General features: G+C 66.7%; 26 protein-coding genes. 11 read left to right on the top strand and 15 right to left on the bottom strand.

The genetic code is table 11. The annotated features are described in order from the left end of the window. Positions 1-379 precede the first annotated feature (379 nt). The gene (locus tag AC3WG5_RS06720; RefSeq protein WP_008953364.1) at positions 380-841 is read right to left on the bottom strand and encodes an RrF2 family transcriptional regulator; all 462 of its coding nucleotides are present in this window, start codon (positions 839-841) and stop codon (positions 380-382) included. A 57-nt stretch (positions 842-898) separates the two neighbouring features. Then, positions 899-2,116, bottom strand: a complete 1,218-nt coding sequence (hmpA, locus tag AC3WG5_RS06715; protein WP_482583227.1) for an NO-inducible flavohemoprotein — start codon at positions 2,114-2,116, stop codon at positions 899-901. A gap of 164 nt (positions 2,117-2,280) precedes the next feature. Between hmpA and AC3WG5_RS06710 the strand changes: the two genes are divergently transcribed. Next, a complete protein-coding gene (locus tag AC3WG5_RS06710; protein ID WP_008953362.1) occupies positions 2,281-2,493 on the top strand; it encodes a hypothetical protein in 213 nt (70 codons plus the stop codon). A gap of 37 nt (positions 2,494-2,530) precedes the next feature. On the opposite strand, the gene queF is transcribed toward AC3WG5_RS06710, so the two are convergent. Further along, positions 2,531-3,370 (bottom strand): NADPH-dependent 7-cyano-7-deazaguanine reductase QueF, encoded by an 840-nt coding sequence (gene queF / locus AC3WG5_RS06705; protein ID WP_482583226.1) that lies wholly within the window; start codon positions 3,368-3,370, stop codon positions 2,531-2,533. A 54-nt stretch (positions 3,371-3,424) separates the two neighbouring features. Beyond that, positions 3,425-4,957 (bottom strand): murein biosynthesis integral membrane protein MurJ, encoded by a 1,533-nt coding sequence (murJ, locus tag AC3WG5_RS06700; protein WP_492568210.1) that lies wholly within the window; start codon positions 4,955-4,957, stop codon positions 3,425-3,427. 128 nt (positions 4,958-5,085) lie between these two features. Here murJ and rpsT point away from each other — a divergent pair, with 128 nt between their 5' ends. Together rpsT and AC3WG5_RS06690 are read left to right on the top strand one after the other, a co-directional pair. After that, positions 5,086-5,352, top strand: a complete 267-nt coding sequence (gene rpsT / locus AC3WG5_RS06695) for a 30S ribosomal protein S20 (RefSeq protein WP_008953359.1) — start codon at positions 5,086-5,088, stop codon at positions 5,350-5,352. 114 nt (positions 5,353-5,466) lie between these two features. Further along, positions 5,467-6,546: a phospholipase A gene (locus AC3WG5_RS06690; RefSeq protein ID WP_482583224.1), complete on the top strand. Its 1,080-nt coding sequence runs from the start codon at positions 5,467-5,469 to the stop codon at positions 6,544-6,546. Between the two features lie 9 nt (positions 6,547-6,555). On the opposite strand, the gene AC3WG5_RS06685 is transcribed toward AC3WG5_RS06690, so the two are convergent. From AC3WG5_RS06685 to fabI, 3 genes are read right to left on the bottom strand one after another with little or no spacing between them, the layout of a single operon-like run. Then, entirely contained in the window at positions 6,556-7,710 is a 1,155-nt protein-coding gene (locus tag AC3WG5_RS06685) for an acetate/propionate family kinase (protein WP_482583223.1), read from the bottom strand. Then, positions 7,707-8,642, bottom strand: coding sequence for a phosphate acetyltransferase (locus AC3WG5_RS06680; protein WP_482583222.1), 936 nt, complete (start codon positions 8,640-8,642; stop codon positions 7,707-7,709). Before AC3WG5_RS06680 ends, AC3WG5_RS06685 begins: the two co-directional genes overlap by 4 nt. 14 nt (positions 8,643-8,656) lie before the next feature. Beyond that, a complete protein-coding gene (gene fabI / locus AC3WG5_RS06675) occupies positions 8,657-9,433 on the bottom strand; it encodes an enoyl-ACP reductase FabI (RefSeq protein WP_492568209.1) in 777 nt (258 codons plus the stop codon). Positions 9,434-9,676: 243 nt separating this feature from the next. On the opposite strand from fabI, the gene AC3WG5_RS06670 reads away from it, so the two are divergent. The 3 genes from AC3WG5_RS06670 to aspS all read left to right on the top strand — a co-directional run bounded on the left by AC3WG5_RS06670 (position 9,677) and on the right by aspS (position 12,594). Then, entirely contained in the window at positions 9,677-9,922 is a 246-nt protein-coding gene (locus tag AC3WG5_RS06670) for an FmdB family zinc ribbon protein (RefSeq protein WP_008953354.1), read from the top strand. After that, on the top strand, positions 9,922-10,545 hold the full coding sequence (locus AC3WG5_RS06665) for a DUF502 domain-containing protein (RefSeq protein WP_008953353.1): 624 nt from the start codon (positions 9,922-9,924) through the stop codon (positions 10,543-10,545). Before AC3WG5_RS06670 ends, AC3WG5_RS06665 begins: the two co-directional genes overlap by 1 nt. Before the next feature lie 246 nt (positions 10,546-10,791). Continuing rightward, positions 10,792-12,594, top strand: coding sequence for an aspartate--tRNA ligase (gene aspS / locus AC3WG5_RS06660; RefSeq protein WP_008953352.1), 1,803 nt, complete (start codon positions 10,792-10,794; stop codon positions 12,592-12,594). Between the two features lie 98 nt (positions 12,595-12,692). Here the strand turns inward: aspS and AC3WG5_RS06655 are convergent, their stop codons facing one another. Then, positions 12,693-13,907: a cytochrome P450 gene (locus AC3WG5_RS06655; protein ID WP_492568208.1), complete on the bottom strand. Its 1,215-nt coding sequence runs from the start codon at positions 13,905-13,907 to the stop codon at positions 12,693-12,695. 615 nt (positions 13,908-14,522) lie between these two features. Between AC3WG5_RS06655 and AC3WG5_RS06650 the strand changes: the two genes are divergently transcribed. Further along, the gene (locus tag AC3WG5_RS06650; protein WP_014086044.1) at positions 14,523-15,140 is read left to right on the top strand and encodes a peroxiredoxin; all 618 of its coding nucleotides are present in this window, start codon (positions 14,523-14,525) and stop codon (positions 15,138-15,140) included. A gap of 95 nt (positions 15,141-15,235) precedes the next feature. On the opposite strand, the gene AC3WG5_RS06645 is transcribed toward AC3WG5_RS06650, so the two are convergent. After that, positions 15,236-15,895, bottom strand: a complete 660-nt coding sequence (locus tag AC3WG5_RS06645; protein ID WP_492568207.1) for a DJ-1/PfpI family protein — start codon at positions 15,893-15,895, stop codon at positions 15,236-15,238. 168 nt (positions 15,896-16,063) lie between these two features. Continuing rightward, entirely contained in the window at positions 16,064-16,651 is a 588-nt protein-coding gene (locus AC3WG5_RS06640) for an arylesterase (protein WP_492568206.1), read from the bottom strand. On the opposite strand from AC3WG5_RS06640, the gene AC3WG5_RS06635 reads away from it, so the two are divergent. From AC3WG5_RS06635 to AC3WG5_RS06620, 4 genes are all read left to right on the top strand, one after another. Further along, the gene (locus AC3WG5_RS06635) at positions 16,650-17,345 is read left to right on the top strand and encodes an ABC transporter ATP-binding protein (protein WP_014086047.1); all 696 of its coding nucleotides are present in this window, start codon (positions 16,650-16,652) and stop codon (positions 17,343-17,345) included. The genes AC3WG5_RS06640 and AC3WG5_RS06635 overlap by 2 nt on opposite strands. Then, positions 17,342-19,828 carry an ABC transporter permease gene (locus tag AC3WG5_RS06630; RefSeq protein ID WP_492568205.1) on the top strand — a complete coding sequence of 829 codons (2,487 nt, stop codon included), beginning with the start codon at positions 17,342-17,344 and terminating at the stop codon, positions 19,826-19,828. Before AC3WG5_RS06635 ends, AC3WG5_RS06630 begins: the two co-directional genes overlap by 4 nt. 88 nt (positions 19,829-19,916) lie before the next feature. Further along, positions 19,917-20,444: a DUF2946 family protein gene (locus AC3WG5_RS06625; protein WP_492568204.1), complete on the top strand. Its 528-nt coding sequence runs from the start codon at positions 19,917-19,919 to the stop codon at positions 20,442-20,444. A gap of 194 nt (positions 20,445-20,638) precedes the next feature. Continuing rightward, positions 20,639-21,145: a DUF1993 domain-containing protein gene (locus AC3WG5_RS06620; protein WP_492568203.1), complete on the top strand. Its 507-nt coding sequence runs from the start codon at positions 20,639-20,641 to the stop codon at positions 21,143-21,145. A gap of 153 nt (positions 21,146-21,298) precedes the next feature. Here AC3WG5_RS06620 and AC3WG5_RS06615 read toward each other — a convergent pair whose 3' ends face one another. The 5 genes from AC3WG5_RS06615 to AC3WG5_RS06595 all read right to left on the bottom strand — a co-directional run bounded on the left by AC3WG5_RS06615 (position 21,299) and on the right by AC3WG5_RS06595 (position 26,038). Beyond that, on the bottom strand, positions 21,299-21,622 hold the full coding sequence (locus AC3WG5_RS06615; RefSeq protein WP_008953343.1) for a YdbL family probable chaperone protein: 324 nt from the start codon (positions 21,620-21,622) through the stop codon (positions 21,299-21,301). A 9-nt stretch (positions 21,623-21,631) separates the two neighbouring features. Next, on the bottom strand, positions 21,632-21,811 hold the full coding sequence (locus AC3WG5_RS06610) for a YnbE family lipoprotein (protein ID WP_008953342.1): 180 nt from the start codon (positions 21,809-21,811) through the stop codon (positions 21,632-21,634). Positions 21,812-21,832: 21 nt separating this feature from the next. Then, positions 21,833-24,463 carry an intermembrane phospholipid transport YdbH family protein gene (locus tag AC3WG5_RS06605; RefSeq protein WP_492568202.1) on the bottom strand — a complete coding sequence of 877 codons (2,631 nt, stop codon included), beginning with the start codon at positions 24,461-24,463 and terminating at the stop codon, positions 21,833-21,835. 162 nt (positions 24,464-24,625) lie between these two features. Further along, positions 24,626-25,174 carry a hypothetical protein gene (locus AC3WG5_RS06600; RefSeq protein ID WP_492568201.1) on the bottom strand — a complete coding sequence of 183 codons (549 nt, stop codon included), beginning with the start codon at positions 25,172-25,174 and terminating at the stop codon, positions 24,626-24,628. Positions 25,175-25,294: 120 nt separating this feature from the next. Further along, entirely contained in the window at positions 25,295-26,038 is a 744-nt protein-coding gene (locus AC3WG5_RS06595) for a 2-keto-4-pentenoate hydratase (RefSeq protein WP_492568200.1), read from the bottom strand. Positions 26,039-26,055: the final 17 nt, after the last annotated feature.

The following is a 26,055-nucleotide window of genomic DNA, read 5'->3' as shown; positions in this document are numbered from 1 at the left end:
GGGTGTTCCCTTTCTCGAAGAAGCCAGCCTGCTACAGGCTAGAGCCGTTCTGTTGCGGGGATGTGTTGCCGGGGAATCTGCAACGCTGGGTGAGAGGTGGCGGGGCCGCTCAGGTGGCCATGGCATGACGCCGACCCGGTTTAGGCAAGCAAACTTCCGGCCATGTTCCGCAGAGGGGGCGATGTGTGGGGGATGCCGGCAGGGCAAAGTACGGCGGCAGACGTGGCCAGGCCGTCCCGGGCGATCGCCGCGGCCCGGTGGCGGGGAGAGCACAGGGCCAGAGCGGCCGATGGAGGGCGGGGAGAGCGGTGTCCAGTGCGGTGTCGCGCGGAGCGGCGCCGTGCCAGCGTCGAACCACCGGATAGGGCGGCGGAGGGCGTTAGGAGACGGTGCCCGGCTCCAGCGGACGGGGCCGGCGGTGCAGGCGGACGATGGCCTCGCCGGTCGGCGCGGCGACGGCGGAGGCCAGCGTGAAGCGGTTGAGCGCCTCGAAGAAGGCGGTGAGGCCGACGTCCAGCGCCGACTTGAGCTGGCAGCCGCTGCGCAGCGCGCAGGGCGGCTCGGCGCAGTCGATCAGGTCACTCATGCCTTCCAGGGTGCGGATGACGTCGCCCAGCCGGTAGTGATCGGCCGGGCGCGCCAGCGCCAGCCCGCCGCCCTTGCCTCGGGTGGTGACCAGCCAGCCCTGCTGCGCCATGAAGTGCACTACCTTGACCAGGTGGTTGCGCGACACGGCGAAGCGCTCGGCGATTTCCGGGATGGTGACCGGGGTGTCGCGTTCGCGGTGGGTCAGGTACATCAATACCCTGAGGCCGAGGTCGGTGAAGCGGGTCAACTGCATGATTCGTTCTGTCTCGAGTGATGCGGGCAGGATACCCCTCCCACCCGCGCGGCACAATCAGCCGGCTATGGTATGCGAGCCGAACACTTCGTAGTGGATGCGCCCGCCGTCCACCCCGGCCGCCAGCAGCCAGTCGCGCTGCGCCAGCATGAACGCCAAGGGGCCGCACAGGTAGTAGTCGGCATCCGGCAGCAGTACCTGCTCGCGCACAGCGCCCAGGTCGACGCGGCCTTGCTGGTCGTAGTCTTCGCCCAGGCGGTCTTCGGCACCCACTTCTTCGTAGAACACCACCTTGCTGACATTGTCGCATTCCGCCGCCAGCTGGTTGACGTGGCGCTTCATGGCGTGCACCGCACCGTTGCGACAGCCGTGGACGAAGGCGACGCGGCGCGGGCTTCGCGTCAGCACCAGATGGTTGAGCATGGCGAGCATCGGCGTCACGCCAACCCCGCCGCTGATCAGCACGACCGGGGTGCTGCGTTCTTCGTGCAGGAAGAAGTCGCCACCCGGCGGGGCCAGTTCGAGCTGGTCGCCTTCGTGCACGGTGTCGTGCAGCAGGTTGGAGATGCGTCCGGCCGGGGTGCTACCGTTGCCGGGTTCGCGCTTGACCGAGATGCGCAGGTAATCCTGGCCCGGTGCGTCCGACAGGCTGTACTGGCGCGGCTGCAGCAACCCCAGTTCCGGCACGAAACGCTTCAGCGTGATGTACTGGCCGGGACGGAAGCCGGGCACCGCGCCCTTGTCGGACGGGGAGAGGTAGAACGAGGTGATCTCACTGCTTTCCGCCACCTTGCGGGTGACGGTGAAGCTGCGCACGCCGGACCAGCCGCCGCGGCTCAGCGCGCCGTCGGTGTAGAGCTGTTGTTCCGCCCCGATCAGCAGGTCGGCAAGCTGGCCGTAGGCCAGGCGCCAGGCTTCCAGCAACTCGTCGCTGGCGGCTTCGCCCAGTACTTCGCTGATCGAGGACAGCAGGTGATGGCCGACGATCGGATAGTGCTCAGCACGGATGCCCAGGCCGACGTGCTTGTGGGCGATGCGCATTACCACCGGCGCCAGGACCGAAGGATCGTCGATGTGTTCGGCGTAGCCCAGTACCGCCAGCGCCAGCGCCTGCTGCTGCTGGCCGGCCTCCTGTTTGGCCTGGTTGAACACGTGCTTGAGTTCCGGGTTGTGGCTGAACATGCGGCGGTAGAAATGGCTGGTCAGGGCGACGCCGTGTTCGCGCAGAACCGGTACGGTGGCTTTGACGAGTTCGCGGTGCTGGCTGCTGAGCATGTGAAGTCCTTATAAGTTGTCAAAAAAATACATCTTATCGGCGATACCTATATCAGCATGTTCTGATACTAGACGCGCCGCCACTAAAGATGTATCAATAGTACATGTTTAAAAAGGGTGCTGTCACCTGGCACGTGCAGCGCCGTCGGCAAAAGGTGCGAATCATGCAACAAGGAATGGAACGTATTGCCCTGGTCACCATGCTGGTGTCGTTGTCGGTGTTCAGCGTCGGGGTCTACACCGCCTATTTCCGCGAAGCGGAGGTGGCGATGCCGCTGCTGATCGCCGCGCACCTGTCGCTGACGGTGGCGGCCGGCCTGTTCAAGGTGGGGGCGGTGGTGCTGATGGCCTGCCGCAAGGCGCGGCGGACGGCGTGACGAGGTTGGCCGAAGGGCTTCGGCCAACCTTGGGGATTTACTGGCGCGCGGTGCGCACGTTGGCCGGCGCCGGCTCTCCGCCATTGCTGCGGAAGGGATTGATGTCGAGGCCGCCGCGCCGGGTATAGCGCGCGTACACGGTGAGTTGCTGCGGCTGGCAGGCGCGCAGCACGTCGGTGAAGATGCGCTCCACGCACTGCTCGTGGAACTCGTTGTGCTGGCGGAAGCCGATCAGGTAGCGCAACAGGCTCTCGCGTTCGATGCGCGGTCCGATGTAATGGATCTGCACGCTGCCCCAGTCTGGCTGGCCGGTCACCAGGCAGTTCGACTTCAGCAGGTTGGAGCACAGCGTCTCGCTGACGATGTGCGACAGATCGGCCGAAAGCCGTGCTGGATCGGGGTGATAGTCGCTGACCTCGATGTCGAGGTCGTCGATGTACTCGCCGGCCAGCTCGTCGATCCGTTCTCGTGCAAAATCCTGCGGACTCGTCAGGCTGACGGCGACCGGGCCACCGGCCGCGCGCGACAAGTCCAGCGCGAGTTGGGCCTGCAATTGCGCCATGCTGTCGAGCCGGGTCTGGTTGTAACTGTTCAGGTAGAGCTTGAACGACTTCGACTCGATCAGGTTCGGGGTGTCGGCCGGGATACGGAAGGTGGCGATCGCCACCTGCGGCTTGCCGCGGGCGTTGAGCCACGACAGCTCGTAGCCGGTCCAGATGTCGACGCCGGCAAACGGCAGCGCCGAGCCGTCCACGCCGATCTCGTCGCGCTTTTGCTGGCGCGGAATCGGGAACAGCAGCTCCGGCGCGTACTGGTCCTGGTACTGCACGGTCTTGCCGAGCGGCGACTGTTCGGGGGTCTTGGTGTTACTCGCCATCGTCTCGTTACTTTCCTTTTCCGGACAGGGCCGGCCTTGGCCCTGTCCTGTTGCTCAGTGCTCGCGGCGCATGAAATCGCTGGGTCGGAAACCCTGCGCGAACAGCAGGCCGAAATACATCGCCACCCCGGCCATGATGATGGCCGACAGCCAGCCCACGCGCTGCCACGAGTGGCCGTGCCAGTTGATTGGCAGCCACAGTGCCGCCACCAGCAGCGCCGCCATGCCGCCCACCGCCACGCCCAGGCGCAGCAGGAAGGAGCGCCAGCCCGGCTGCGGTTCATACACCCCCTGCTTGATCAGCAGGTAGAGCAGCAGCCCAGCGTTGAGGCAGGCGCCCAGCCCGATCGACAGCGCCAGCCCCGCGTGTTTGAGCGGAAACACGAAGGCCAGGTTCATCAGCTGGGTCAGGAACAGGGTGACGATGGCGATCTTCACCGGCGTCTTGATGTTCTGGCGCGCGTAGAAGCCGGGCGCCAGCACCTTCACCAGGATCAGCCCCAACAGGCCGATGGCGTAGGCGATCAGGGCGCGCTGCGTCATCAGCGCGTCGTGCGCCGAGAACTTGCCGTACATGAACAGCGTCGCGATCAAGGGTTGCGACAGTACCGCCAGACCGACCGTGGCCGGCACCGCCAGCAGCAGCGACAGGCGCATGCCCCAGTCCAGCAGCTTGGAGTAGTCGTCGGCGGAATTGTTGGCGGCGTGCTTGGACAGCGACGGCAGCAGGATGGTGCCGAGCGCCACGCCCAGCACCCCGGTGGGGAATTCCATCAGACGGTCGGCGTAGTACATCCACGACACGCTGCCGGAGGCCAGGAAGGAGGCGAAGATGGTGTTGATCACCAGCGAAATCTGTGCGATCGACACGCCGAAAATCGCCGGCCCCATCTGGCGGATGATGCGCCATACCGCGGCGTCTTTCAGCGCCAGGCGCGGCCACGGCAGCATGCCCACCTGCTTCAGGTAGGGCAACTGGTAGGCGAGCTGCAGAATGCCGCCAATGAACACCGCCCACGCCAGCACCAGCACCGGCGGGTGGAAGTAGGGAGCCAGCAGCAGGGCGCACAGGATGAACGAAATATTCAGGAAGGTCGGCGTGAACGCCGGCACCGAGAAGCGGTTCCAGGTGTTGAGCACGCTGCCGGCCAGCGACGACAGCGAAATGAACAGGATATAAGGGAAGGTGATGCGCAGCAGCTCGACGGTCAGGTCGAACTTGCCGGTATCGTTGGCGAAGCCGGGCGCCGAGATCCAGATGATCCACGGCGCGGCCAGCATGCCGAGCGCCGTCACCACCAGCAGCACCAGCGCCAGCATGCCGGACACCGCGGCGAGAAAGTGCCGCGTCTCGTCCTCGCCGCGCTGCTGCTTGTATTCCGCCAGCACCGGCACGAAAGCCTGGGAGAACGCCCCCTCGGCAAACACCCGGCGCAGCAGGTTGGGGAGCTTGAACGCCACGAAGAAGGCGTCGGTGGCAAGCCCGGCGCCGAAGACGCGGGCGATGATGGCGTCGCGGACGAAACCCAGTACGCGCGACACCATGGTCATGCTGCTGACGGTGGCAAGAGCCTTGAGAAGGTTCATTGGGCGGAAAAACCGGTTGGGAGGATTTGCAAGCCGGCTAGTTTACGCGGGACGGATTGCTGTTGCAAAACCAGAGTATAGGGCTTAGAATCGCGGGTTTCAGATTCCGCTCATCAGGAGAAAGTTTCATGGCTAATAGCGCACAAGCTCGCAAGCGTGCACGCCAGGCTCTCAAGCAGCGCGCGCATAACGCCAGCCTGCGTACTGCGTTCCGTACCGCAGTGAAGAAAGTGATCAAGGCTGTTGAAGCCGGTGACAAGGCTGCTGCCAAAGACGTGTTCCAGGCTTCCGTTAAAGTGATCGACCGCATTGCCGACAAGGGCGTGTTCCACAAGAACAAGGCTGCTCGTCACAAGAGCCGTCTGTCCGCCCAGATCAAGGCCATGGCTGCCTGATCCGTCCGCAAGGACAGCGAATATGCAAAGGCCCCGCATCGCGGGGCCTTTTGTTTTTTGGAACCGTCGGCGCCGGCAGGGGGTCATACCTTCTTTTTTTTGCCGATGACGCCCATGTCCATTCTGCGCTGGCTGCCGGGTTTGCCGCTCCTGCTGCCGCTGATGAGCCATGCCGAGAGCGCCGGGGAGGCGCTGGGCCGATGCGCCGCCTTGCCCGCGGCCGAGGCGCGGCTCGCCTGCTTCGACGCTGCCGCCACGGCGGCCCGGCCGCCTGCCGCCGTCCTCGCCACCGCTCCGGCCTTGGCGGAGCCTGCCATAAACACCACCGAAGCAATGCCCGCGCCTGCTGCCATTCCTGCTGCAGCGGAAGAGCGTGCCGAGTCGGTGCCGGAGAGTACGGCGCTGGCCAAGCTGTGGGACCTGGATCAGGACGCTCCGCACCGTACCTTCCTGCTGCGCGGCCACCGGCCCTCGTATTTCCTGCCAGGCTGGTACCAGGTCGCTCCCAACACGGCCCCGTTCACGCCGACGCACGGCGCCACCGCGCAGGATCTCGACCACACCGAAGTCAAGTTCCAGCTCTCGTTCAAGAGCAAGATCTGGCAGAACGTGCTGGGCACGCCGGCCGACCTGTGGTTCGGCTATACCCAGCAGTCGCACTGGCAGCTCTACAACAAGCCGCAGTCGTCGCCGTTTCGCGAAACCGACTACGAGCCCGAAGTCATGGCCAGCCTGCCGGTCGATTGGTCCGTGCTGGGCTGGCGGGTGCGGCTGCTGGGCGCCGGCTTCGTGCATCAGTCCAACGGCCAGAGCGACCCGTTGTCGCGCAGCTGGAACCGGGTGTACGGCATGCTCGGCATGGAGCGCGGTCCGCTGACGCTGACGGCGCGCGTGTGGCAGCGGCTGCCGGAGCCGGTAGAGAGCGACGACAACCCCGACATCCTGCGCTACTACGGCTATGGCGACCTGCAGGCCCAGTATCGCTGGAACGACCATACCCTGGCGGCGCTGGCGCGCTACAACCCGTCGTCCGGCAAGGGGGCGCTGCAACTGGGCTGGACCTTCCCGCTCGCCGGCCGGCTGCGCGGCTACCTGCAGTACTTCAATGGCTACGGCGAGAGCCTGATCGACTACAACCACCGTAACCAGGGCATCGGCTTCGGCCTGATGCTCAACGACTGGGCGCAGGGCTGACGGCGGCGCTCAACCCAGCAGCAGGGCGGCGCTGCGCAGCATTTCGCCTTCCTCGTCGGTGGGAATCATCCAGGCGCTGCGCGGGCTGGCCGACGTCGTCAGGCGGCGCGCTTGCGCCAGGTTGGCCGAAAGATCCAGCTCGAAGCCGAGCCAGGCCAGCTGCTTGACGACGCGGGCGCGGATTTCCGGCGAGCGCTCGCCGATGCCGGCGGTGAAAATCACCGCGTCCAGCCCCTTCATCGCCGCCGCCAGCGCGCCGATTTCCCGGACCACGCGGTAGCAGAACAGCTCGACCGCCTCGCGCGCCGCCGGCACGTGGCTGGCGAGCAGTTCGCGCATGTCCGCCGACAGGCCCGACACCCCCAGCAGGCCCGAGTTCTTGTAAAGCTCGCGCCGCACCTCGGCCACGCCCATGCCCTCGTGCTCCATCCAGTACAGCAGCACTTCGGGATCGAGCGCGCCGGGGCGGGTGCCCATCAGCAGGCCGTCCACCGCGGAAAAGCCCATGCTGCTGGCGACGCTGCGCCCCTGCACCATGGCGCAGGCACTGGCGCCGCTGCCCAGGTGACACACCACCACCTTGGCTTCGGCCAACCCCAGTTCGGGCAGGCGGCGCGCGATGGCAGCGTAGGAGAGGCCGTGAAAACCGTAGCGCCGCACCCCTTCGGCATGCCAGTGGCGGGCGATGCCGAAACGCGTCGCCACCTCCGGCTGGCTGGTGTGGAAGGCGGTGTCGAAGCAGGCGATCTGCAGCAGCCGCTCGTCCAGCGCGGTGAAGGCGTCGATCACCGCCAGGCTCACCGGCTGGTGCAGTGGGGCGAGCGCGACGAATTCCTCCAGTCCGGCGCGCACCTGCGGCGTGAGCCGGACCGGTTCGCTGAAGCGGTTGCCGCCGTGCACCACGCGGTGCACTACCGCCGCGACCGTCATCTGGCGGTCGGCCAGGGCGTTGATCACCGCCGCCACCGCCAGGTCGCGGCCGTTGCCGGCCAGCTCCTGGTGCAGCAGCGGCAGCCCCTTGCCATCGGTCAGCGTCAAGCGCCCGCCGTCCTGGCCGAAGTGCTCCACCAGCCCCTTGACCAACAGGCCGTGGCCGTCGGCGCCGTAGGCGCGGAACTTCAGCGTGGCCGAGCCGGCGTTGATCGCCAGGTGCACTTTCTTCATGCCAGCGGCTCCCGCCTTTGCTTGCCGTGCGCCAGCAGGTTTGCCACCGCAGTGGAGGCGAGCCGGCCGTTGGAGTCGTCGGCGCGGCTGGTCAGCACGATCGGCACGCGCGCGCCCATCACGATCCCGGCGGAGGCGGCGGCGGCGAGGTAGGACAGCTGCTTGGCCAGCATGTTGCCGGATTCCAGGTCGGGCACCAGCAGGATGTCCGGGTCGCCCGCCACCGGCGAGACGATGCCCTTGGTCGCCGCCGCCTCGCGCGAGATGGCATTGTCGAAGGCGAGCGGGCCGTCCAGGATGGCGCCGGTGATCTGGCCGCGGTCGGCCATCTTGCACAGCGCGGCGGCGTCGATGGTGGAGCGCATCTCCGGGTTGATGGTCTCCACCGCCGCCAGGATCGCCACCTTGGGGCAGGCGATGCCCAGGGCATGGCACAGGTCGATGGCGTTCTGGCAGATGTCGCGCTTGGCGGTGAGGTCGGGCTCGATGTTGATCGCCGCGTCGGTGATGAACAGGTAGCGCGGGTAGCTCTCCACCTTCATGATGAACACGTGGCTGATGCGGCGCTCGGTGCGGATGCCGCTGCTGCGCGCCGTGACCTCGGTCATGAATTCGTCGGTGTGCAGGCTGCCCTTCATCAGGATGTCGGCGTAGCCGTCGCGCACCAGCGCCACCGCCTGCTCCGCGGCGGCGTGGCTGTGCGGCACGTCGATGGTCTCGAAGCGCGTCAGGTCGACGCGGAGTTCCTCGGCCAGTTTCTTCAGCTTGGCCTGCGGCGCGATCAGGATCGGCCGGGCGATGCCGTGGTCGGCGCTCTCCACCGCGCCCAAGAGCGCCTCGCGGCTGCACGGATGCGCCACTGCCATCGGCAGCGGCCCGAGCTGCTCGGCTTGTTGCAGGATATCGTCGAAGGCTTGATCGTCATGCGTCATGCTCGGTGTCTCTCTCAGGCCATGATGTGGTAGCCGCCGTCGACATAGAAGGTGTCGCCGGTCAGCGAACGCGCCGCGTCGGAAATCAGGAAGGCGCAGGTCTGGCCGACGTCCTCGATGTCCACCAGGCGGTTCTGCGGCGCGCGCGTGATGGCGTCGTCGATCAGCTGGTCGAAATGGGCGATGCCGGAGGCGGCGCGGGTCTTCAGCGGCCCCGGCGACACCGCGTGCACGCGGATGCCCTGGCTGCCCAGTTCGTGCGCCAGATAGCGCGTGACGCTCTCCAGCGCCGCCTTGACCGGTCCCATGATATTGTAGTTCTGCACCACTTTGTCGGCGCCGTAATAGCTCATGGTGATCAGCGTGCCGCCGTGTTTCATCAGTGGTTCGGCTAGGCGCGCGGTTTCGATGAAGGAATAGCACGATACCTGCATCGCCTGCTGGAAACCGGCCAGCGACACGTCGGTGACGCGCCCGTGCAGATCCTGCATCGGGCAGAAGGCGATGGAGTGGATGACGAAGTCCAGTTCGCCCCACTGCTGGCCGATGGCGTCGAACACCGCGGCGAGCTGGCCCGGCTGTTCCACGTCGAGCGGCAGCACCAGCGGCGACTCCAGCGTGTCTGCCAAGGGGCGTACGTATTTTTCGGCTTTGTCGTTGAGGTAGGTGACGGCGCACTCCGCTCCCAGCGCCTTGAGCACTTTGGCGCAGCCGTAGGCGATGCTGTGCTCGTTGGCGATGCCGATGATCAGGCCTTTCTTGCCGGCGAGCGGTGACTGGATGTTTTTCATGAGCTTCCCTTTTTCCTGCTGACGCGTTCAGACCACAGCTTCGCCGCGTGGGATTGCGGTGGTGTGACGAAACAGTATTTTTGTGTTGCACTGGCAGTCAGATATAATCACCCGTTTGTGAACAGCTGCTTGCGTTGCGGAGGGAATGTCCCCATCTGAGCGGAAGCCAGTACTGGCAAGCGTTCACTGTAGCAAGAAACATGCCGTCTATGCCATTGTCAATGGCAGGTGAAGGAGAGAAACATGCCGATTTATGCATACCGTTGCGATGCCTGTGGGGTTGCCAAGGAACACCTGCAGAAAATGAGCGATGCGCCGATTGCCGCCTGCCCCGAGTGCGGCAGCCCTGACTACCGCAAGCAACTGACGGCGGCCGGGTTCCAGCTCAAGGGTTCGGGCTGGTACGCCACCGATTTCAAGAACGGCAGTTCCTCGGCGCCGGCCGGCGGCCACAGCTGCGGCACCGGCGGCTGCGGTAGCTGCAGTTGATGCCGCGTCTGCAGCTTAATTTCAAGGGGCACCTGGTCACGGGCCTGCTGATCTGGCTCCCGGTGGCGGTGACGCTGTGGGTGCTGAACCTGATCGTCGGCACGCTGGACCAGACCCTGACCCTATTGCCGGAGCACTGGCGTCCGGAAGCCCTGATCGGGTTTCACATACCGGGCCTGGGCGTGCTGCTGTCGGTGTTGATCCTGCTTGGCACGGGCATGCTCGCCGCCAACGTGCTGGGTCAGCGCCTGTTCAGCTTCTGGGATGCACTGATTTCGCGCACCCCGGTGGTGAAGTCGATCTACAGCAGCGTCAAGCAGGTCAGCGACACGCTGCTGTCGGATTCCGGTCAGGCTTTCCGCCAGGCCCTGCTGGTGCAGTTTCCGCACCAGGGCTCCTGGACCGTGGCGTTCCAGACCGGCACCCCGGCCGCCGACGTGGCTTCGCACCTGGACGGTGAGGAATACGTCAGCGTGTACGTGCCGACCACGCCCAACCCGACTTCGGGCTATTTCATCATGGTGCCGAAGAAGGACACGCGCGAGCTCGAGATGAGTGTGGACGCCGCGCTGAAGTACGTGATTTCCATGGGGGTGGTTGCGCCCCCAGGCAAGGACGAATAAGAGCCCATCTCATTAGGCGGCTGCGCCTGTGCATCTTGAGCGCCAGCAGTACTGCGTGCGAATCCATCGCTGAGCAAGGCAAAGATTTGCACACAGTGATTCGCTCAGCGATCAGGAATCCTCATGTACTGCGTGTACATTCCGGTTCCTGAGCGCTGGTGGCACTCAAGCTGCTTTGGCTCGCTCGCCTACTGAAATAGACTCTGGGCCTTGATACCGAATTTTTACGATTCAATTCAGGATATTATGCGAACCAATTACTGCGGGCTGATTGACAAGGCCTATCTCGGCCAGACCGTGACGGTGAAGGGCTGGGTGCATCGTCGTCGCGACCACGGCGGCGTGATTTTCATCGACCTGCGCGACCGTGAGGGTCTGGTGCAGGTGGTGATCGATCCGGATACCCCGGAAGCGTTCAAGACCGCCGACAGCGCGCGCAACGAATTCGTGCTGTCGATCTCCGGCATCGTGCGCGAGCGTCCGGCCGGCACCGCCAACGCCCACCTGGTTTCCGGCGAGATCGAGATCCTGGCCAAGGACATCGAGATACTGAACACGGCCGCCACCCCGCCGTTCCAGATCGACGACGAGAACCTGTCGGAAAACGTGCGTCTGACCCACCGCGTGATCGACCTGCGTCGCCCGGCGATGCAGAAGAACCTGCGCCTGCGCTACCGCGTGGCGATGGGCGTGCGCCAGTACCTCGACCAGCAGGGGTTCATCGACATCGAAACCCCGATGCTGACCCGCTCCACGCCGGAAGGCGCGCGCGACTACCTGGTGCCGTCCCGCGTGCACCCGGGCGAATTCTTCGCGCTGCCGCAGTCGCCGCAGCTGTTCAAGCAGCTGTTGATGGTGGCCGGCTTCGACCGCTACTACCAGATCACCAAGTGCTTCCGCGACGAAGACCTGCGGGCCGACCGTCAGCCCGAATTCACCCAGATCGACCTGGAGACCTCGTTCCTGGACGAGGACCAGATCATGGACATCACCGAAGACATGGCGCGCCAGATCTTCCGCGACGTGATGGACGTGGAACTGGGCGACTTCCCGCGCATGAGCTACGCCGACGCCATGCACTACTACGGCTCCGACAAGCCGGACCTGCGCGTCAGCCTGCAGTTCACCGAACTGACCGACCTGATGAAGACCGAGGAATTCAAGGTGTTCCGCGGTGCCGCCGACCTGCCTAACGGCCGTGTCGTGGCCCTGCGCGTGCCGGGTGGCGCGGCGCTCTCCCGCAAGGAGATTGACGACTACACCCAGTTCGTTGGCATCTACGGCGCCAAGGGGCTGGCCTACATCAAGGTCAACGACAAGAGCAAGATCAGCAACGACGAGAACAGCGGCCTGCAGTCGCCGATCGTGAAGTTCCTGTCGGTGAATGCGCTGAACGAGATCATGGCGCGTACCGCTGCCGACAATGGCGACATCATCTTCTTCGGCGCCGACAAGGCCAAGGTGGTGAACGAGGCGATCGGCGCGCTGCGCATCAAGATCGGCCACGAGCGCGGCCTGGCGGGCGGCTACTTCGTCAAGGAATGGCGTCCGCTGTGGGTGGTCGACTTCCCGATGTTCGAGTACGACGAGGACGACGACCGCTGGACCGCCTGCCACCATCCGTTCACCAGCCCGAAACCAGGCCACGAGGACCTGATGGACAGCAACCCGGGCGCGTGCCTGGCGCGTGCCTACGACATGGTGCTCAACGGCTGGGAAATCGGTGGCGGTTCGGTGCGTATCCACCGCGCCGAGATCCAGGAAAAGGTGTTCGCCGCCCTGAAGATCACGCCGGAAGAACAGCAGAACAAGTTCGGCTTCCTGCTCGACAACCTGAAGTTCGGTGCTCCGCCGCACGGCGGCCTGGCGTTCGGTCTGGACCGTCTGGTCACGCTGATGGCCGGCGCCGAGTCGATCCGCGACGTGATCGCCTTCCCGAAGACCCAGCGCGCGCAGTGTCTGCTGACCAACGCGCCGGGCGCGGTGGACGAGAAGCAGCTGCGCGAACTGAACCTGCGTCTGCGTCAGAAGGCCGAGAGCAAGGCCTGAGCCTGTATCTCACCATGACAAACGGGAGCCTTGGCTCCCGTTTTTTTTTGGTGCTTGCAGCTTGTGCCTGGACGTCGTGCCGGCGTGCCGTGGTCGTCTCAGGCCTGGTGGGCAGGGCGGGCGGCTCGCTCGATCCACAACGGCAGCGAGGCGTAGCCGCTGGCCGGATAGCTCGCCCGCACCGGAGTCTTGCCTGCCACTGTTCCGATTCGCTCCGTTTGACTGAGCAGGGCTTCCATCACGATCCTCAATTCGAGCCGGGCCAGCGGAGCGCCGGGGCAGACATGAATTCCGGCGCCGTAGAGGAGGTTGTCGGCCGGATCGCGGTCAAGTCGGAATTCGTCGGCGTCGCCGAAGACGGTTTCGTCGCGATTGGCCGACGCCCATATCAGAGTGACGCGGTCGCCGGCTTTCAACTGGCAGCCGCCGATTTCCACATCCCGGGTGGCGATCCTGCGGTTGGCGATCAGGGGCGCATGGATGCGCAGGATCTCGTCGATGGCGGCCGGCAACAGCTCTGGCTGCCGTCGTAGCCGCTGCTGCAACTCGGCCCGTTCGGCCAGGTACTGGGTGAGAATCCCGACGCAGGAGGAAATGGTGGACAGCTCGCCGACCGTCCAGTTGCGCACGATGCTGACGATCTCGGCGTCGCTCAGTGTCCGGCCCTGCAGCGTTTCCCCGAGGAGGCGGCGGGTCACGTCATCGGGAGCCTGGTCACCCGCAGCCCGGCGGGCGTCGAGTTGCGCCCGGATGTAGCCGTCGAATTCGAGCGCGACGGCCGCCATGGCCGCGCGATCGGCCGCCAGGGTGGCTGCGCGATTGCGGTGGGTCCAGCGGCGCAGGGGGTCGTGCAGTGCCACCGGCCACCCCATGAAGGCGCACTGGATTTGCAGGGCGAAATCCTCGGCGAATTGGCCCATCAGTTCCACTTCACCCGCCGGCGGCAGCTCGCGCACCAGATCGGCGGCGATACGCCGGCACACCGGCTCGAATCGGGCCATGGCCTCGGGGGCAAAATAAGGTTCGATCAGCATGCGGTAGGCCGAGTGCTCGGGTGGGTCCATGCCATTGGGGATTGAGGGATAGCTGGAAACCGCGTTGCTGAAGGTCTTGGGGTCGGTCAGGGCCTGCATCACATCGTCGTGGCGGAACAGCGACCAGTTCAGGTACTCGCTGTAGGCTACCGGGCAACGATGTCGCATGTCGTCGTAAGCCCGGATTTGGTCCTGGAGGACGGCAGGGGCGCGGGCATCCCAGTCGGGGCTTGGCCGTTGCGCCCCGGCGTCCCGAGGCGGTGTCTGCTTCGTGTTCATGTGATCACCTTTCATTGCTGCGCTGAGTGGCGCCCGTCCGCCCCGACGAGGGAGCGGCATCGTCCATCGTGGAGGACTGGGGCTGCCGTGACAAAGGTCCGGGTAAGGCGCCGGTCGGGCCTGGTTGGCCTCCCGAAACGCGCGCGTCGACGCTGCGTAATGTTGAGTAATTTACTCGGATATTCGGCCGCAGCATTGACGCCGGTCAATGCTGTCCGGATCACTCACGAATTGACCGGCGGTGTTACCAGTGTGACCATCGCTTGCCGTCACTCCGCCAGGATCAGTGCCTCCGAGCAACCCGTCCTTGCTACCCGTGCATGGGGCATCGCTCCGTGCCCGGCGTCCTTTCCTGTCTTCAGGTGTGGACGTCGCGGTGGCCTGTTGCTCATGAGCGGAGGACCCGCCTTGGTGCCACTTGAAAAACCGCCGTGCGGGTACCACAACGATAAGACACCACTACGGTGACCATTATGATTGGCATTCGCTATCGGTATGATATGGAATTCCAATTGGCGGCGACCGTTCACCCTGATTTATAAAACCCCGCATTGACGATGGCCGCCCGCCGCTGGTGGACGGTCCATCCTGTGATGACCTGAAAGGAGCAATTCCATGGCTGTACTGGTAGGCAAACAAGCCCCGTTCTTCGATTGTGCCGAGAAGACCTTCGCCGCGGTTCAAGGCGATGGCCAGATCGTTGAAAACTTCAACTTCAAGAACGCTACCGCCGGCAAATACGCTGTGGTGTTCTTCTACCCGCTGGACTTCACCTTCGTCTGCCCGTCCGAGCTGATCGCCTTCGATCACCGCCTGGAAGAGTTCAAGAAGCGCAACGTGGAAGTGATCGGCGTGTCGATCGACAGCCACTTCACCCACGCCGCCTGGCGCAACACCCCGGTGGACAAGGGCGGCATCGGCGCCGTTGGCTACACCCTGGTGGCCGACATCCAGCACGAACTGTGCAAAGCCTTCGACGTGGAAGCCGACGGTGGCGTGGCGTTCCGCGGTTCCTTCCTGATCGACAAGTCGGGCGTGGTGCAGCACCAGGTGGTGAACAACCTGCCGCTGGGCCGCAACATCGACGAAATGCTGCGCATGGTTGACGCGCTGCAGTTCTTCGAAGAGAACGGCGAAGTGTGCCCGGCCGGCTGGAGCAAGGGCAAGAAGGGTATGCAGGCGAGCCCGGAAGGCGTGGCCGCTTACCTGGCGGAAAACGCCAAGGACCTGTAATCTGCGACGCGGAACACGGACCACGAAAAACCCCGCAGCGTGCTGCGGGGTTTTTTTACGTCCGGGTGCGGTGCCGTGCGCGTGGACGCCCCGCCTCAGGGCGCACCGAGCACGGCGGCGAACTGGGCCAGCCAGGCGGGATGGGCCGGCCAGGCAGGCGCGGTGACCAGGCGGCCGTCGGTGACGGCGGCGGTCATGGCGATCTCCATGTACTCCGCTCCGGCCAGCCGCACTTCGGGGGCGCAGGCCGGGTAGGCCGACACCTTGCGGCCGCGGATGACGTCGGCGGCGGCGAGCAGCTGCGCGCCGTGGCAGATGGCGGCGATCGGTTTGCCGGTGTCGGCGAAGTGGCGTACCAGGCGCAGCACCTGGGCGTCCAGGCGCAGGTATTCCGGGGCGCGGCCGCCGGGCACCAGCAGGGCTTGGTAGTTTGTGGCGTCGATCTGCTCGAAGCTGGCGTTGAGGGTGAAGTTGTGCCCCGGTTTCTCCGAGTAGGTCTGCGCGCCTTCGAAGTCGTGGATCGCGGTCTTGACCTGCTCGCCGGCCTGTTTGCCGGGGCAGACCGCATCGACGGTGTAGCCCATCGCCTGCAGGGCCTGGAACGGGACCATCAGTTCGTAGTCTTCGACGTAGTCGCCGCAGATGATCAGGATGCGCTGTGCCATGTAGTTCTCCTTGGTGAGTGCCGCTCGGGCTTCTTCACTGTAGAAGGTAAAGTACTGCGCCGGGTAGTCGGCGTGGCGGGGCGACTTCACAGGGCCGGTTGGCCGAAGACAGGCTCAGAACCTGTTCACGATCTTGCTGCGCATCCCTGATCGGGGCTCATGTGCTGCTCGGAATCCTCATGTACTTCAGTACATTCTGGTTTCTGCGCTGCTCTTCACCCCACTGAGGGCTGCTCACGACAGATCGTGAACAGGTTCTCAGGACAGCGGCAGCTTGGCTCGCACCGTTTCCATCATGCGCGGCTGCACTTCGGCACGCGGATGGATGCCGTCGGGCTGGAACTTGCTGGGATCGGCCTCGAAGTCGGTCATCAGGCGCGGGACGTAGTGCAACCGGTATTTCCTGGCGAGCGTCTCGTAGACGGCGTGGAACTCGGCTCCGTATTTCGGGCCATAGTTGGGGGGCAGGGTCAGGCCGACCAGCAGCACCTGCGCCTTGCCCTGCCTGGCGAGACGGATCATCTGTTCCAGGTTGTGCTGCATCGCGTCCAGCGGCAGGCCCCTGAGGCCATCGTTGCCGCCCAGTTCCAGCACCACCACGTCGGGGCGGTGGCGCTTGAGCGCGGCGGGCAGGCGCGACAGGCCGCCGGCGGTGGTTTCGCCCGACATACTGGCATTGATCACGCGATGGCGCGGTGCCAGACTGTGTTCCAGCAGTGTCACCCAGCCCTGGCCGGGAGAGAGGCCGTAGCCGGCCGACAGGCTATCGCCGAACACCAGTACCGTCGCCGCCTGCAGCGGCTGGGCCATCAACAACAATGCGATCAGACGCAGATAACTGAACATGCTCACATCCATCGATGACAAGGCGGTTTTGTCCGCCGTGGGGATAGCCAAGCAGGTGGAGTTTCACGGCGAATCGCTGTCCATCCTGCGCTCTGCCAGTCTGACCCTGTACGAGGGCGAAAGTGTCGCCATCGTCGGGGCGTCCGGTTCCGGCAAGTCGACCCTGCTGTCGCTCCTGGCCGGGCTCGATCACCCTTCCGCCGGCGAGGTGGCGCTGTTCGGGCAATCGCTGACCCAGTTGTCCGAGGACGATCGCGCGCGCCTGCGCCGCGACAAGGTCGGCTTCGTGTTCCAGAACTTCCAGCTTATGCCACAACTCACCGCGCTGGAAAACGTCATGCTGCCGCTCGAACTGGCCGGCCGGCGCGACGCGCGCGAGGCGGCCCGCGCCATGCTGGAGCGGGTCGGCCTGGGGCAGCGCCTGCAGCATTATCCGCGGCACCTTTCCGGCGGCGAGCAGCAACGCGTGGCGCTGGCGCGCGCCTTCGTCATCGAGCCCTTGCTGCTGTTCGCCGACGAGCCGACCGGCAACCTCGACCCGGCCACCGGGCGTCAGATCATCGACCTGCTGTTCCAGCTCAACGCCGAGCAGGGCACCGCGCTGGTGCTGGTGACGCACGACAGCGAACTGGCCGGGCGCTGCGACGCCATCTACCGGCTGGTGGACGGCAAACTCAACGGAGCCGGGCGATGACGTTCTGGGGGCGCTGCCTGCTGGCCTGGCGCTTCACCCGTCGCGAACTGGTGGCGGGCGAGCTGACCGTCCTCGGCCTGGCGCTGCTGGTGGCGGTGGCGGCGATGAGCAGCGTGGCCTTCTTCTCCGACCGCGTCGAGCGCGCGCTCACCGACCACGCCAGCCAGCTGCTGGCGGCGGACCTGGTGCTCAACAGCCCGGAGCCGGCGCCGGCGGCGATCCGTGCCGAGGCACAGCGGCGCGGGCTGACGCAGGCCGAAAACATCAGCTTCCCCTCGATGGTGTTCGCCAACGGCCAGGCGGCGCTCGCCACCTACAAGGCGGTCACCGACCGCTACCCGCTGCGCGGCGAGGTCAGCGTCAGGTTGGCCGAAGGCGGGGTGAGAAGCGGGGCATTGCACCCGCTGCCGGGCACCGCCTGGGCCGATGCGCGCCTGATCAGCCGGCTCAAGCTCAAGCTGGGCGATGCGCTCGAGGTGGGCAGCACGCGGCTGACGCTGGCGGGCGAGATCCTGCGCGAGCCGGACGGCACGCTCGACCTCTACAACTTCGTGCCGCGGCTGATGTTCAACCGCGCCGATCTCGCCGCCACCGGGCTGGTGCAGCCGGGCAGCCGCCTGCGCTGGCGGCTGATGCTGGCCGGCGACAGCGCGGCCGTGGCCGGCTTCCGGGTCTGGCTCGAACCACAGCTGAAAAGCGGCATGCGTCTGGAGAGCGTCGAGGAGGCACGCCCCGAGATTCGCACCGCCCTGGAACGGGCGCGCCGCTTCCTCGGCCTGACTGCCATGCTGACGGTGGCCCTGGCCGCCGCCGCGGTGGGCATGGCGGTGCGCCGTTACCTAGCGCGGCACTGGCAGCCGGTGGCGGTATTGCGCTGCCTGGGTCTCAGCGCCAACGAAGTATGGGGCTTGTTTGCCGGGCTGTTCCTGTTGCTGGGGCTGCTGGCCGGTGGGCTCGGCACGCTGGCCGGCTACGCCTTGCAAAGCGGGCTGATGCAGTTGGCCCAGCAGTGGGTCGGCGGCTTGCTGCCGGCCCCCGGACGGCTGCCGTGGCTGAGCGGGCCGCTGTCGGCGCTGGTGTTGCTGCTCGGGCTCGCCTTGCCGCCGCTGCTGAGCTTGCGCCGGGTGCCGCCGCTGGCGGTGCTGCGCGACGAGCTGCGTCCCTCGCCGTCGGGACGGCTCACGCCGCTGGCGGCGGTGGCGGCGCTGCTGGCCCTGACGGCGTGGCAGGTGGGGGATCTGACGCTGGCCGGCTGGTTGTTCGGCGGCCTCGCCGGCTTTCTCGCCGCGGTGGCGCTGGTGGCGTTCGTCGCGGTATGGCTGATGCGCCGCTTGCCCACCGGCGTGGGCGTCGGCTGGCGTTTCGGCATCGCCAACATGGCGCGCCGGCCGTGGCTGGCAGTGATCCAGATCGTGGCGTTGTCGGTCGGCCTGATGGCGCTGTTGACACTGACCGTGGTGCGTGGCGACCTGATCGCCGCCTGGCAGCAGAGCGTGCCGGCGGAGGCCCCCAACAAGTTCGCCATCAACATCCAGCCGGCGCAGATCGAGCCGTTCAGGAGCGCCTTCGTCGGCCACGCCTTGCCGGCGCCGGAACTGGCGCCGATGGTGCGGGCACGGCTCAGCGCCATCAACGACCGCCCGGTGCGGCCGTCGTCCTACGCCTCGGAGCGGGCCCAGCGTCTGGCCGAGCGCGAGTTCAACCTGTCCTGGCGCGCCACCTTGCCCAGCGGCAACCGTGTCAGTGCCGGGGAATGGTGGGGCGCGCATGCGGCACCGCAGTTTTCGGTCGAGCAGGGTCTGGCCGAGACCCTGGGCATCCGCCTGGGAGACACGCTCACCTTCACCCTGGGCGGCACCCCTTACTCGGCCCGCGTCACCAGCCTGCGCAAGGTATCGTGGGACAGCTTCCGCGTGAATTTCTTCGTGGTGGCGCCGCCCGCCTGGTTTGCCGACCAGCCGGCCAGCTACATCACCAGCTTCCGCCTGGCCCCCGCCGACGAGGACTTTATCAACCAGCTGGTGGCGCAGTTTCCCAACGTCACCGTGATCGACGTCAGTGCCATCCTCGCCGAGGTGCGCGCCATGGTCGACCAGCTGTCGCGCGCGATCGAGGCCCTGTTTGTGCTGGCGCTGGCCGCCGGCGTGCTGGTGCTATGGGCGGCGCTGGCCTCGACCCGTGACGAGCGGCTGTTCGACGTCGGCCTGATGCGGGCGCTGGGGGCCTCGCGGCGCCAGGTCCGCAGCGTGGTGCTGGCCGAGCTGATGTGGCTGGGGGCCCTGACCGGGCTGATGGCGGCGCTGGGCGCGACGGCGATCGGCGCCATCGCCGCGGTGAAGCTGTTCAACCTGCCGCTGTTCGTCAACCCCTGGCTGTTGCCGCTCGGGGTGATCAGCGGCATGCTGGTGGTCGGCCTGGCCGGCTGGCCGCTGGTGCGGCGGGTGACGCGCAGCGCGCCGGCGGCGGTGTTGCGTGCGCTGTGAGCAAGAAGGTTGGCCGAAGCCGGTTCGCAAGCCATAAATCAGAAGAGGCCCGTTTTCCGCAAAGGGGGCAGGGCGAGGAGGAGCAGGAATGGATGCTGCGGTAGTGGCGGGAATGGCCAAGTGGCCCAACGTCCCGGCCGTCTATGGCTGGCTCAGGCTCGATGCGCGCGGCCAGTGGTGGCTGCGCGAGGAGCGGCTCGAGCACGCCGTGATGGCCGAATTCTTCAACCGTAACTACAGCCGGGACGCGCACGGCCGCTATTACGTGCAGAACGGTCCGCAGAAGGTGTACGTCGCGCTCGACAAGGCCCCGTTCGTGGCGCGGCTCGAGGGCGAAGGCTGGCGCACCGTGCCTTATACCGAGGACGACCGCTCGCGCACCGTCTACCTGACCCCGGGCGGCGAACTCTATCTGGAAATCGGCGGCGAGCTGGCGCTGGTGGACGACCGCGACCTGCCGGCCATCTGCAGTGCCTTTCCGACGGATTGGGATGGCTTCGCCGCGTGCCTGCCCGCCTCCCTCGAGGTGGCGGGGCAGGTGCTGCCGCTGGTGATGATCGAGCCCGCCGCGCTGCTGGCGCGCTACGGTGTCGACTGCCACCCCGCCGCGCGCTAGCGACGGGGTTTCCTTGTCTCCCGTTCCCGGCCCCCGGCGAGCCAGCCGTGGGGCGTTGAGGCCGTCTGACGTTGCCCGGAGCGGGTTATCGGCTATCGTGAAGTGACTGCCGCCGCGGTCTGTCCCTGACGGTCACCCCGGCGCTTGCCCGCGCCGACTTCTCCCTCGGTCCCCTCATCATCAGGAGCCTGTCCATGTCGCTTTCCATGTACCAAGCCTCGATCCCGGTCCTCATCCGTGGCATCACCAACCTCGCCGCCATCCTTGACAAGGCCGCCGCGCACGCAGCGGCGAAAAATATCGCGCCGGAGGTCTTGCTCAACGCCAGGCTCGCCCCCGATATGTTCCCGCTGGTGCGCCAGGTGCAAAGCGTGTCCGACACCGCCAAGGGGTGTGGTGCGCGCCTCGCCGGGGTCGAGGTGCCGAGTTTCGCCGACACCGAAACCAGCTTCGCCGAACTGGGAGAGCGCCTCGCCAAGACGGTGGCGTTCTTGCAAACCCTGAAGCCGGAACAGGTCGACGGCAGCGAGGAACGGCCGATCACCCTCAAGGTGCGCAGCCAGGAAATCCATTTCACGGGCCAGAACTATCTGCTGGGGTTCGCCCTGCCCAACTTCTATTTTCACTTCACCATCGCTTACGGCATTTTGCGGCACAACGGTGTCGACATCGGCAAGGCGGATTATCTGGGCAGCGTCTGAGGCTGTTTCAAGGCAGAGTACGGGCGCTGCCGGAGGCGTGCCAGTGAGCAGCCTGCAGCCGCGCTGCTCTCTGCCCTGAAGCATCGAGGGGCATTGGTACGGCCCGCCGGGCGTCATCCGTCCGGCGGGCCGTGTGCTTGATCGCGGTTACCGCTACTTCTTGACCCACTGGCCGTCCGCGGAGCGGACGTAGGCCCCCGGCGCGGCCTTCTCGATGGCTTTCTGGCCGGCCAGGGCCGCCACCTGGTCCAGGGTGGCGCCGTTCTTCTTGGCGATGGCGTCGTAGGCGGCGCGCCGCTTGGCGTTGATGTCCGCGGCCAGTTCCACCGCCTGCGGCGTGGCCTTGACCACGCCCAGATAGCCGTTGGGCTGCTCCCCGACCAGCCCCTGCGACTTGGCGCCATCCAGATCCAGTGCCATGGCCAGTGTGCTGCAGACGAGCAGCAGCAGCGCCATCCCTCGTATCGTCGTCTTCATGGCGTGCTCCTAGAACAATGCGCTGTCTTCGCTGATGAGTTTATCGACATCCTTTTCCACCTTGAGGCGAATTTCGTGATCGATCTTCACGTTCAGATTGATCGTGATCGGTTCCTTGGGGGCCTCCAGTGCGACCCGGGGGGTACACGCGGCCAAGGGCAGCAGGGCCAGCAGCCAAACGGGGTTCATGATGAGTCCTCCAACGTCATGTCAGTGAGAACGCTCCGCCGGCTTTCGGTTCAATACCCGGCGGGAGAGTTCATCGCCGATACGCAGGCTGCGTAACAGCTCGAACAGATTTTCCCGATGCGTATAGTTTAGTACGACTGGTTGGCCATTTTGTTGCGGGTTCTGTCCCTTGATGGTCACCGCCGCGTCGAGCCAGCCGTCCGGCGGCATGTCCAGGCGGGCCTGGAAATCGTTGATCGCCAGATGGCCCAGTGTGTCCAGCGCCAGTTGCACCGCGCGGTTGGACTGGCCCATGGCGCCGACGCCGGCGGAGGGCTGGACCTTGAGCACCAGCGGGCCTTCGTTGCGGATCAGGCCCCCCTGCAGCGCCAGGGAGTCTTTCGTCAGCTGCAGCGGCAGCAGGCCGCCCACGCGGCCGGCGAGCTGCACGGTCGGCTCCGGATCGTTTTGCAGGGCGGCCACCTCGGCCAGGTCGATGTGGCTCACCGTCACCGGCTGATACTGCGGCGAGGGCCATTGCAGGCTGGCGGCGTTCATCTGCCCGCCCAGTACCTCGGCGTGGACATCGGCGAGCTGCCAGGTGCTGAGGTCGGATTGCGCCGTGAGGCGGACGTTGCGCACGCGCGTGCCGAGGTCGAGTTCGGCCAGCGTGATCGGGCCGGCGCTGGCCAGCTTCAGGCCCGCCTGACCGAATGCGACATGCGCACTGCCGCTGCCCCCCGTCGCCTGGATGCCGCCCCAGTCGAGCGCGACCCCGGAGGCCGAGAGCGTGCCTTGCATCTGTCCGCTCCCCAGCCACTGCCAGCGTCCCTGGCCGGTGACACGGCCTTGCTGCAGGGTGACCCCAAGGCCGCGACTCATGGCGGGCGACAACGGCGAGCTCAGTTCCAGCGTGCCTTGCACGCCGGTTTTCTTGGCTTGGGCAAGGCGCGTAGCGCTCACGGCGAGTGTGGATTGCCATGCCGGGATACGCAGGCTGGCGCGGCCCTGCATCCCGGCCGCGCTGAGTTGCCCGTCGAGCGGTGGCAGGGTTCCGCGCGTTGCCACGACGCCGTCGGCCTGCAGCCGCAACTCGCCGAAGACGCCTTGTGGGGATAAGCGCAGCGGCGTGCTGGCGCTGACGGCGATCGGCTTGACCAGAGTGCTGCCAATCAGCCCCTTGGCAAGCGTGACGCGGCTGCCACTATCTAAAAACCACCGTCCCTGTTCGCCGTGCCAGGGCAGGACCAACTTCAGCTCGCCGCCCTGAGTGTAGAACGGTAGCCGCGAGCGGCCATCCAGCGTACCTTGCCAGCGCTCTCGTTCGTAGCCGACCTGGAGCGTACCCTGGAGCGGGAACTGGCCATAGTGGCCATCGAACTCGACCGGCGCCGCCCAGCGCGGTGGGCGCAGGGCGGCCACCGGTACGCGCAGCGCCAGCTTGAGGTCGGGACGGCTCAGCGTGAGGCGGGCGGGAGCGCCGCTCAAGCCGCCGGCATCGATACGGCCCTGCCATGTCCCCGCGAGGTCGACGCCGGCGCTGTTGCCGGCGAGGTCGAGCCGTCCTTGCCACTCCCACCGGGCTTGCTGCCAGGACAGGCGGCTGTCGACGGTGTTGACGCGCAGATTCTGGTACTGCACTTCGGCAGTGATGGCGCTGTCGCCGCGCGCGGCCAGCGGCACGGTGAGGGGGCGGGGCCAGCTCAGGCGCAGCGCCCCAGGCAGCTGCAAGCTTGCCGGCAGCAGCTCCAACTGTTGCCGGCTCCAGCGCAGGGGCAGCTCGCCGGCCAGGGCGGGGCCGGTGAGCGTGAGCCGGCCCGGGCCGTGTGCCGCCCCGGCTCCGGCGGTATCGAGTTCGAGGCGTACCTTGCCTTGCGGACCGCTTGCCAGCAGGTCCAGATGCAGCGACTGCACCCCTTGCAGATCGCCACTGGCGTGCAGTCCTTGCCGGGCTTGCAGGCTCCAGTCCGCACCGAGTGCCAGCGGTGCGCCCAGTTCGGCGTCGAGCTGCCAGCGCCGGGCGGCGAGGCGGGCCGATAGCGCCGCGTCGGCGCGTCGGGCCTGACCGGCATAACCCAGCTGCCGACCCTGAGCCTGCAATGATCCTTCCAGACGCTGTTCCTGCCACACGCCCTGGCCGGATACGGCCAGCGTGCCCAGTACCGGCGAGGAGAGGTCGGCTGGCTGTATCTGTCCTTGCAGCGTCCAGCGCCCGGAGCCGCGCTCGTAGAGCGCACGGGCCTGGCTGTGACGGAACTGCACCTGCGCCTGCCAGCGTTGCGCGCGCTGGCTCACCGTCACCGCCAGCGGCGGTAGGCCGGGCAGGGTGAGGGCGTCGATGGCGAGGTCGAGCGGCGGCGTCCAGGGAGGCGGCGCCGGCTCCTGGAATGGTCCGGTGGCGCAGCGCGGCAGGCTCATACGGCTGACATGGAGCGTGAGCGGATACCAGCGCGTGACCCGCAGGCGTTCGCCCTGGGCCTGGACGCAGCCATTTTGCAGCCGCTGCCAGCCGGTCAGTTCCAGCCCGTCCTGCCAGCCCACTTGCTGGGCGCGCACGCCGAGGGCATAGGCGGCCGCCGCCACCGCCAGCAGGAGGCCGAGCGGGAGCAGCGCCAGCACGATCAGCCAGCGATAGCGGTGCAAAGAAGATGTCAGTCCAGAACCAATGCCCATGTACCTCCCATCCGTTGCGGGGTTGGCGAGGGGGAAGAAATTTGAGGCGAGCCGATGCTCACCCTGCTTTTGATGATATACGCGTGGCGACGGTCTGTTGCGTGATTGAGGCCCCATGACTCCGCCACGCCGTTGGGGGGGCAGGAGCGAGCTGCGGTGGACTCAGGCGGCGGTGCCGGAATCCCGCGCGCGCCAGCGGCAAACCCCCACCAGCACGCTGCCGAAGACCAGGTGGGTGAGCAGCGTCACGCCGCCGCGCGAGGCCGAGAACCAGGGAAAGAGCGCGGTGAAACCATACAGGTTGACGCCATAGATGAGCGCCCCGTAGCCGGCGCCGGCAAGGAGCTCGCCGCCCGCCCGCCGACGTCCGGCCAGCAGGCTCACCGGTACGGCGTAGGCGATGGACAGGGCGAAGTGGATCAGTGTCGCCAGCAGCCACACGTCCCCGCGCCACGCCGGCACCGTGGTGAGCACGCCCACTCCCATGACGATGGCGGCCGTCAGGCGCGCGTCGCGCAGCAGGGTCGCCAACAGGGGGACCGACGTCAGCCACCACAGCACCAGCTGCGCCGCGGTGGCGACGCTGCCGGCCACGAGGCCGGCGAGCACCGCCGTGGCGGGCCACGTCCGATGACGACGGGGTGGATGGTGGTGCTGCATGTCCCTCTTTTCCTCGTCCTGGTCGTTCCTGGCGGCCGTCGCAGGAGGCAAACCGGGTTGACCGCTCCGTCCTGGGAGGCGAGGGAGGAGACGGTTTCGACGTCGGACGGGGGAGGGGCTGCGACCGTCGGACGAAATCCGTATCCAGCCCCTTCCTTGCCGACGATGGGCTTAGCCGATGCGCGCCTCGGCACTGCCGACGCCGACGAAGTCGACACGGACCGTGACCGGCAGCCCCACCGGGTGCATGCCGTTCCAGGCCCCAGTCGCCACGATGTCTCCCGCCTGCGCCCCGCCGACGTGGTCGATCCACCACGGCAGGCAGAAGAACAGGTCGTCGAGCGGCGGGCGGCCTTGCGTTTCGGCGCGCACTCCGTCGTTGGCCGAAACACGCACGGTGAGCGCGGCAAAATCGCGCTCGCGCCACTGCGGTATGGCGTCGCCGACGATCAGGCCGCCATTCACCAGGTTGTCGGCCAGGCTCCACAGCGGACCGGCCACCTTGGGGGCGGCCAGCCGGGTGTCGATCAGTTCGATGGCGACGTGGACGCTGGCGATCGCGTCGAGAATCTCGTCGCGGGTGTAGCGCGTGGCGCGCTGCGGCAGGTCGCGGCCGAAGCGCACCGCGATTTCGGCCTCGACCCCCAGGCCAAGAAACGACGCGGCGGGCAAGTGGGCGCCAGAAGAGGCGATGCGGTGCGGAAAGATCGGCGCGGCGGTGGGTTCGGCCTCGCGCGTCGGGGCGCCTGCTTTCCATGCCGTGGGGCGGGCTTGGCCGACCAGGGTCTGCCAGATCGCCCGTTGCGTGGCGTAAGCCTGTTCGCGGCTGGCGGGGCCGGCGTCGGCGGCCACCGTCACGGCGCGATGCTCGCGGTAGGCCTGGAGCAGGGGAGCGGCGAATGTCGTGGTATCCATGCCCGGTATCATAGCGC

Source organism: Pseudogulbenkiania sp. FW507-F1, assembly GCF_058781125.1.
The sequence above is the reverse complement of the archived record's forward strand: the minus strand, read 5'-3'. Positions and strand labels throughout refer to the sequence as shown.

Coding starts and splice junctions, on each gene's coding strand:
- AC3WG5_RS06605 (WP_492568202.1), bottom strand. CDS start 24,463: ATGGGCATTGGTTCTGGACTGACATCTTCTTTGCACCGCTATCGCTGG.
- queF (WP_482583226.1), bottom strand. CDS start 3,370: ATGGCGAGTAACACCAAGACCCCCGAACAGTCGCCGCTCGGCAAGACC.
- hmpA (WP_482583227.1), bottom strand. CDS start 2,116: ATGCTCAGCAGCCAGCACCGCGAACTCGTCAAAGCCACCGTACCGGTT.
- AC3WG5_RS06685 (WP_482583223.1), bottom strand. CDS start 7,710: ATGAAGAAAGTGCACCTGGCGATCAACGCCGGCTCGGCCACGCTGAAG.
- AC3WG5_RS06665 (WP_008953353.1), top strand. CDS start 9,922: ATGCCGCGTCTGCAGCTTAATTTCAAGGGGCACCTGGTCACGGGCCTG.
- AC3WG5_RS06610 (WP_008953342.1), bottom strand. CDS start 21,811: ATGAACCCCGTTTGGCTGCTGGCCCTGCTGCCCTTGGCCGCGTGTACC.
- AC3WG5_RS06710 (WP_008953362.1), top strand. CDS start 2,281: ATGCAACAAGGAATGGAACGTATTGCCCTGGTCACCATGCTGGTGTCG.
- AC3WG5_RS06620 (WP_492568203.1), top strand. CDS start 20,639: ATGTCGCTTTCCATGTACCAAGCCTCGATCCCGGTCCTCATCCGTGGC.
- AC3WG5_RS06595 (WP_492568200.1), bottom strand. CDS start 26,038: ATGGATACCACGACATTCGCCGCTCCCCTGCTCCAGGCCTACCGCGAG.
- AC3WG5_RS06670 (WP_008953354.1), top strand. CDS start 9,677: ATGCCGATTTATGCATACCGTTGCGATGCCTGTGGGGTTGCCAAGGAA.
- AC3WG5_RS06680 (WP_482583222.1), bottom strand. CDS start 8,642: ATGACGCATGACGATCAAGCCTTCGACGATATCCTGCAACAAGCCGAG.
- AC3WG5_RS06720 (WP_008953364.1), bottom strand. CDS start 841: ATGCAGTTGACCCGCTTCACCGACCTCGGCCTCAGGGTATTGATGTAC.
- aspS (WP_008953352.1), top strand. CDS start 10,792: ATGCGAACCAATTACTGCGGGCTGATTGACAAGGCCTATCTCGGCCAG.
- rpsT (WP_008953359.1), top strand. CDS start 5,086: ATGGCTAATAGCGCACAAGCTCGCAAGCGTGCACGCCAGGCTCTCAAG.
- murJ (WP_492568210.1), bottom strand. CDS start 4,957: ATGAACCTTCTCAAGGCTCTTGCCACCGTCAGCAGCATGACCATGGTG.
- AC3WG5_RS06655 (WP_492568208.1), bottom strand. CDS start 13,907: ATGAACACGAAGCAGACACCGCCTCGGGACGCCGGGGCGCAACGGCCA.
- AC3WG5_RS06625 (WP_492568204.1), top strand. CDS start 19,917: ATGGATGCTGCGGTAGTGGCGGGAATGGCCAAGTGGCCCAACGTCCCG.
- AC3WG5_RS06690 (WP_482583224.1), top strand. CDS start 5,467: ATGTCCATTCTGCGCTGGCTGCCGGGTTTGCCGCTCCTGCTGCCGCTG.
- AC3WG5_RS06650 (WP_014086044.1), top strand. CDS start 14,523: ATGGCTGTACTGGTAGGCAAACAAGCCCCGTTCTTCGATTGTGCCGAG.
- AC3WG5_RS06640 (WP_492568206.1), bottom strand. CDS start 16,651: ATGTTCAGTTATCTGCGTCTGATCGCATTGTTGTTGATGGCCCAGCCG.
- fabI (WP_492568209.1), bottom strand. CDS start 9,433: ATGAAAAACATCCAGTCACCGCTCGCCGGCAAGAAAGGCCTGATCATC.
- AC3WG5_RS06630 (WP_492568205.1), top strand. CDS start 17,342: ATGACGTTCTGGGGGCGCTGCCTGCTGGCCTGGCGCTTCACCCGTCGC.
- AC3WG5_RS06615 (WP_008953343.1), bottom strand. CDS start 21,622: ATGAAGACGACGATACGAGGGATGGCGCTGCTGCTGCTCGTCTGCAGC.
- AC3WG5_RS06635 (WP_014086047.1), top strand. CDS start 16,650: ATGCTCACATCCATCGATGACAAGGCGGTTTTGTCCGCCGTGGGGATA.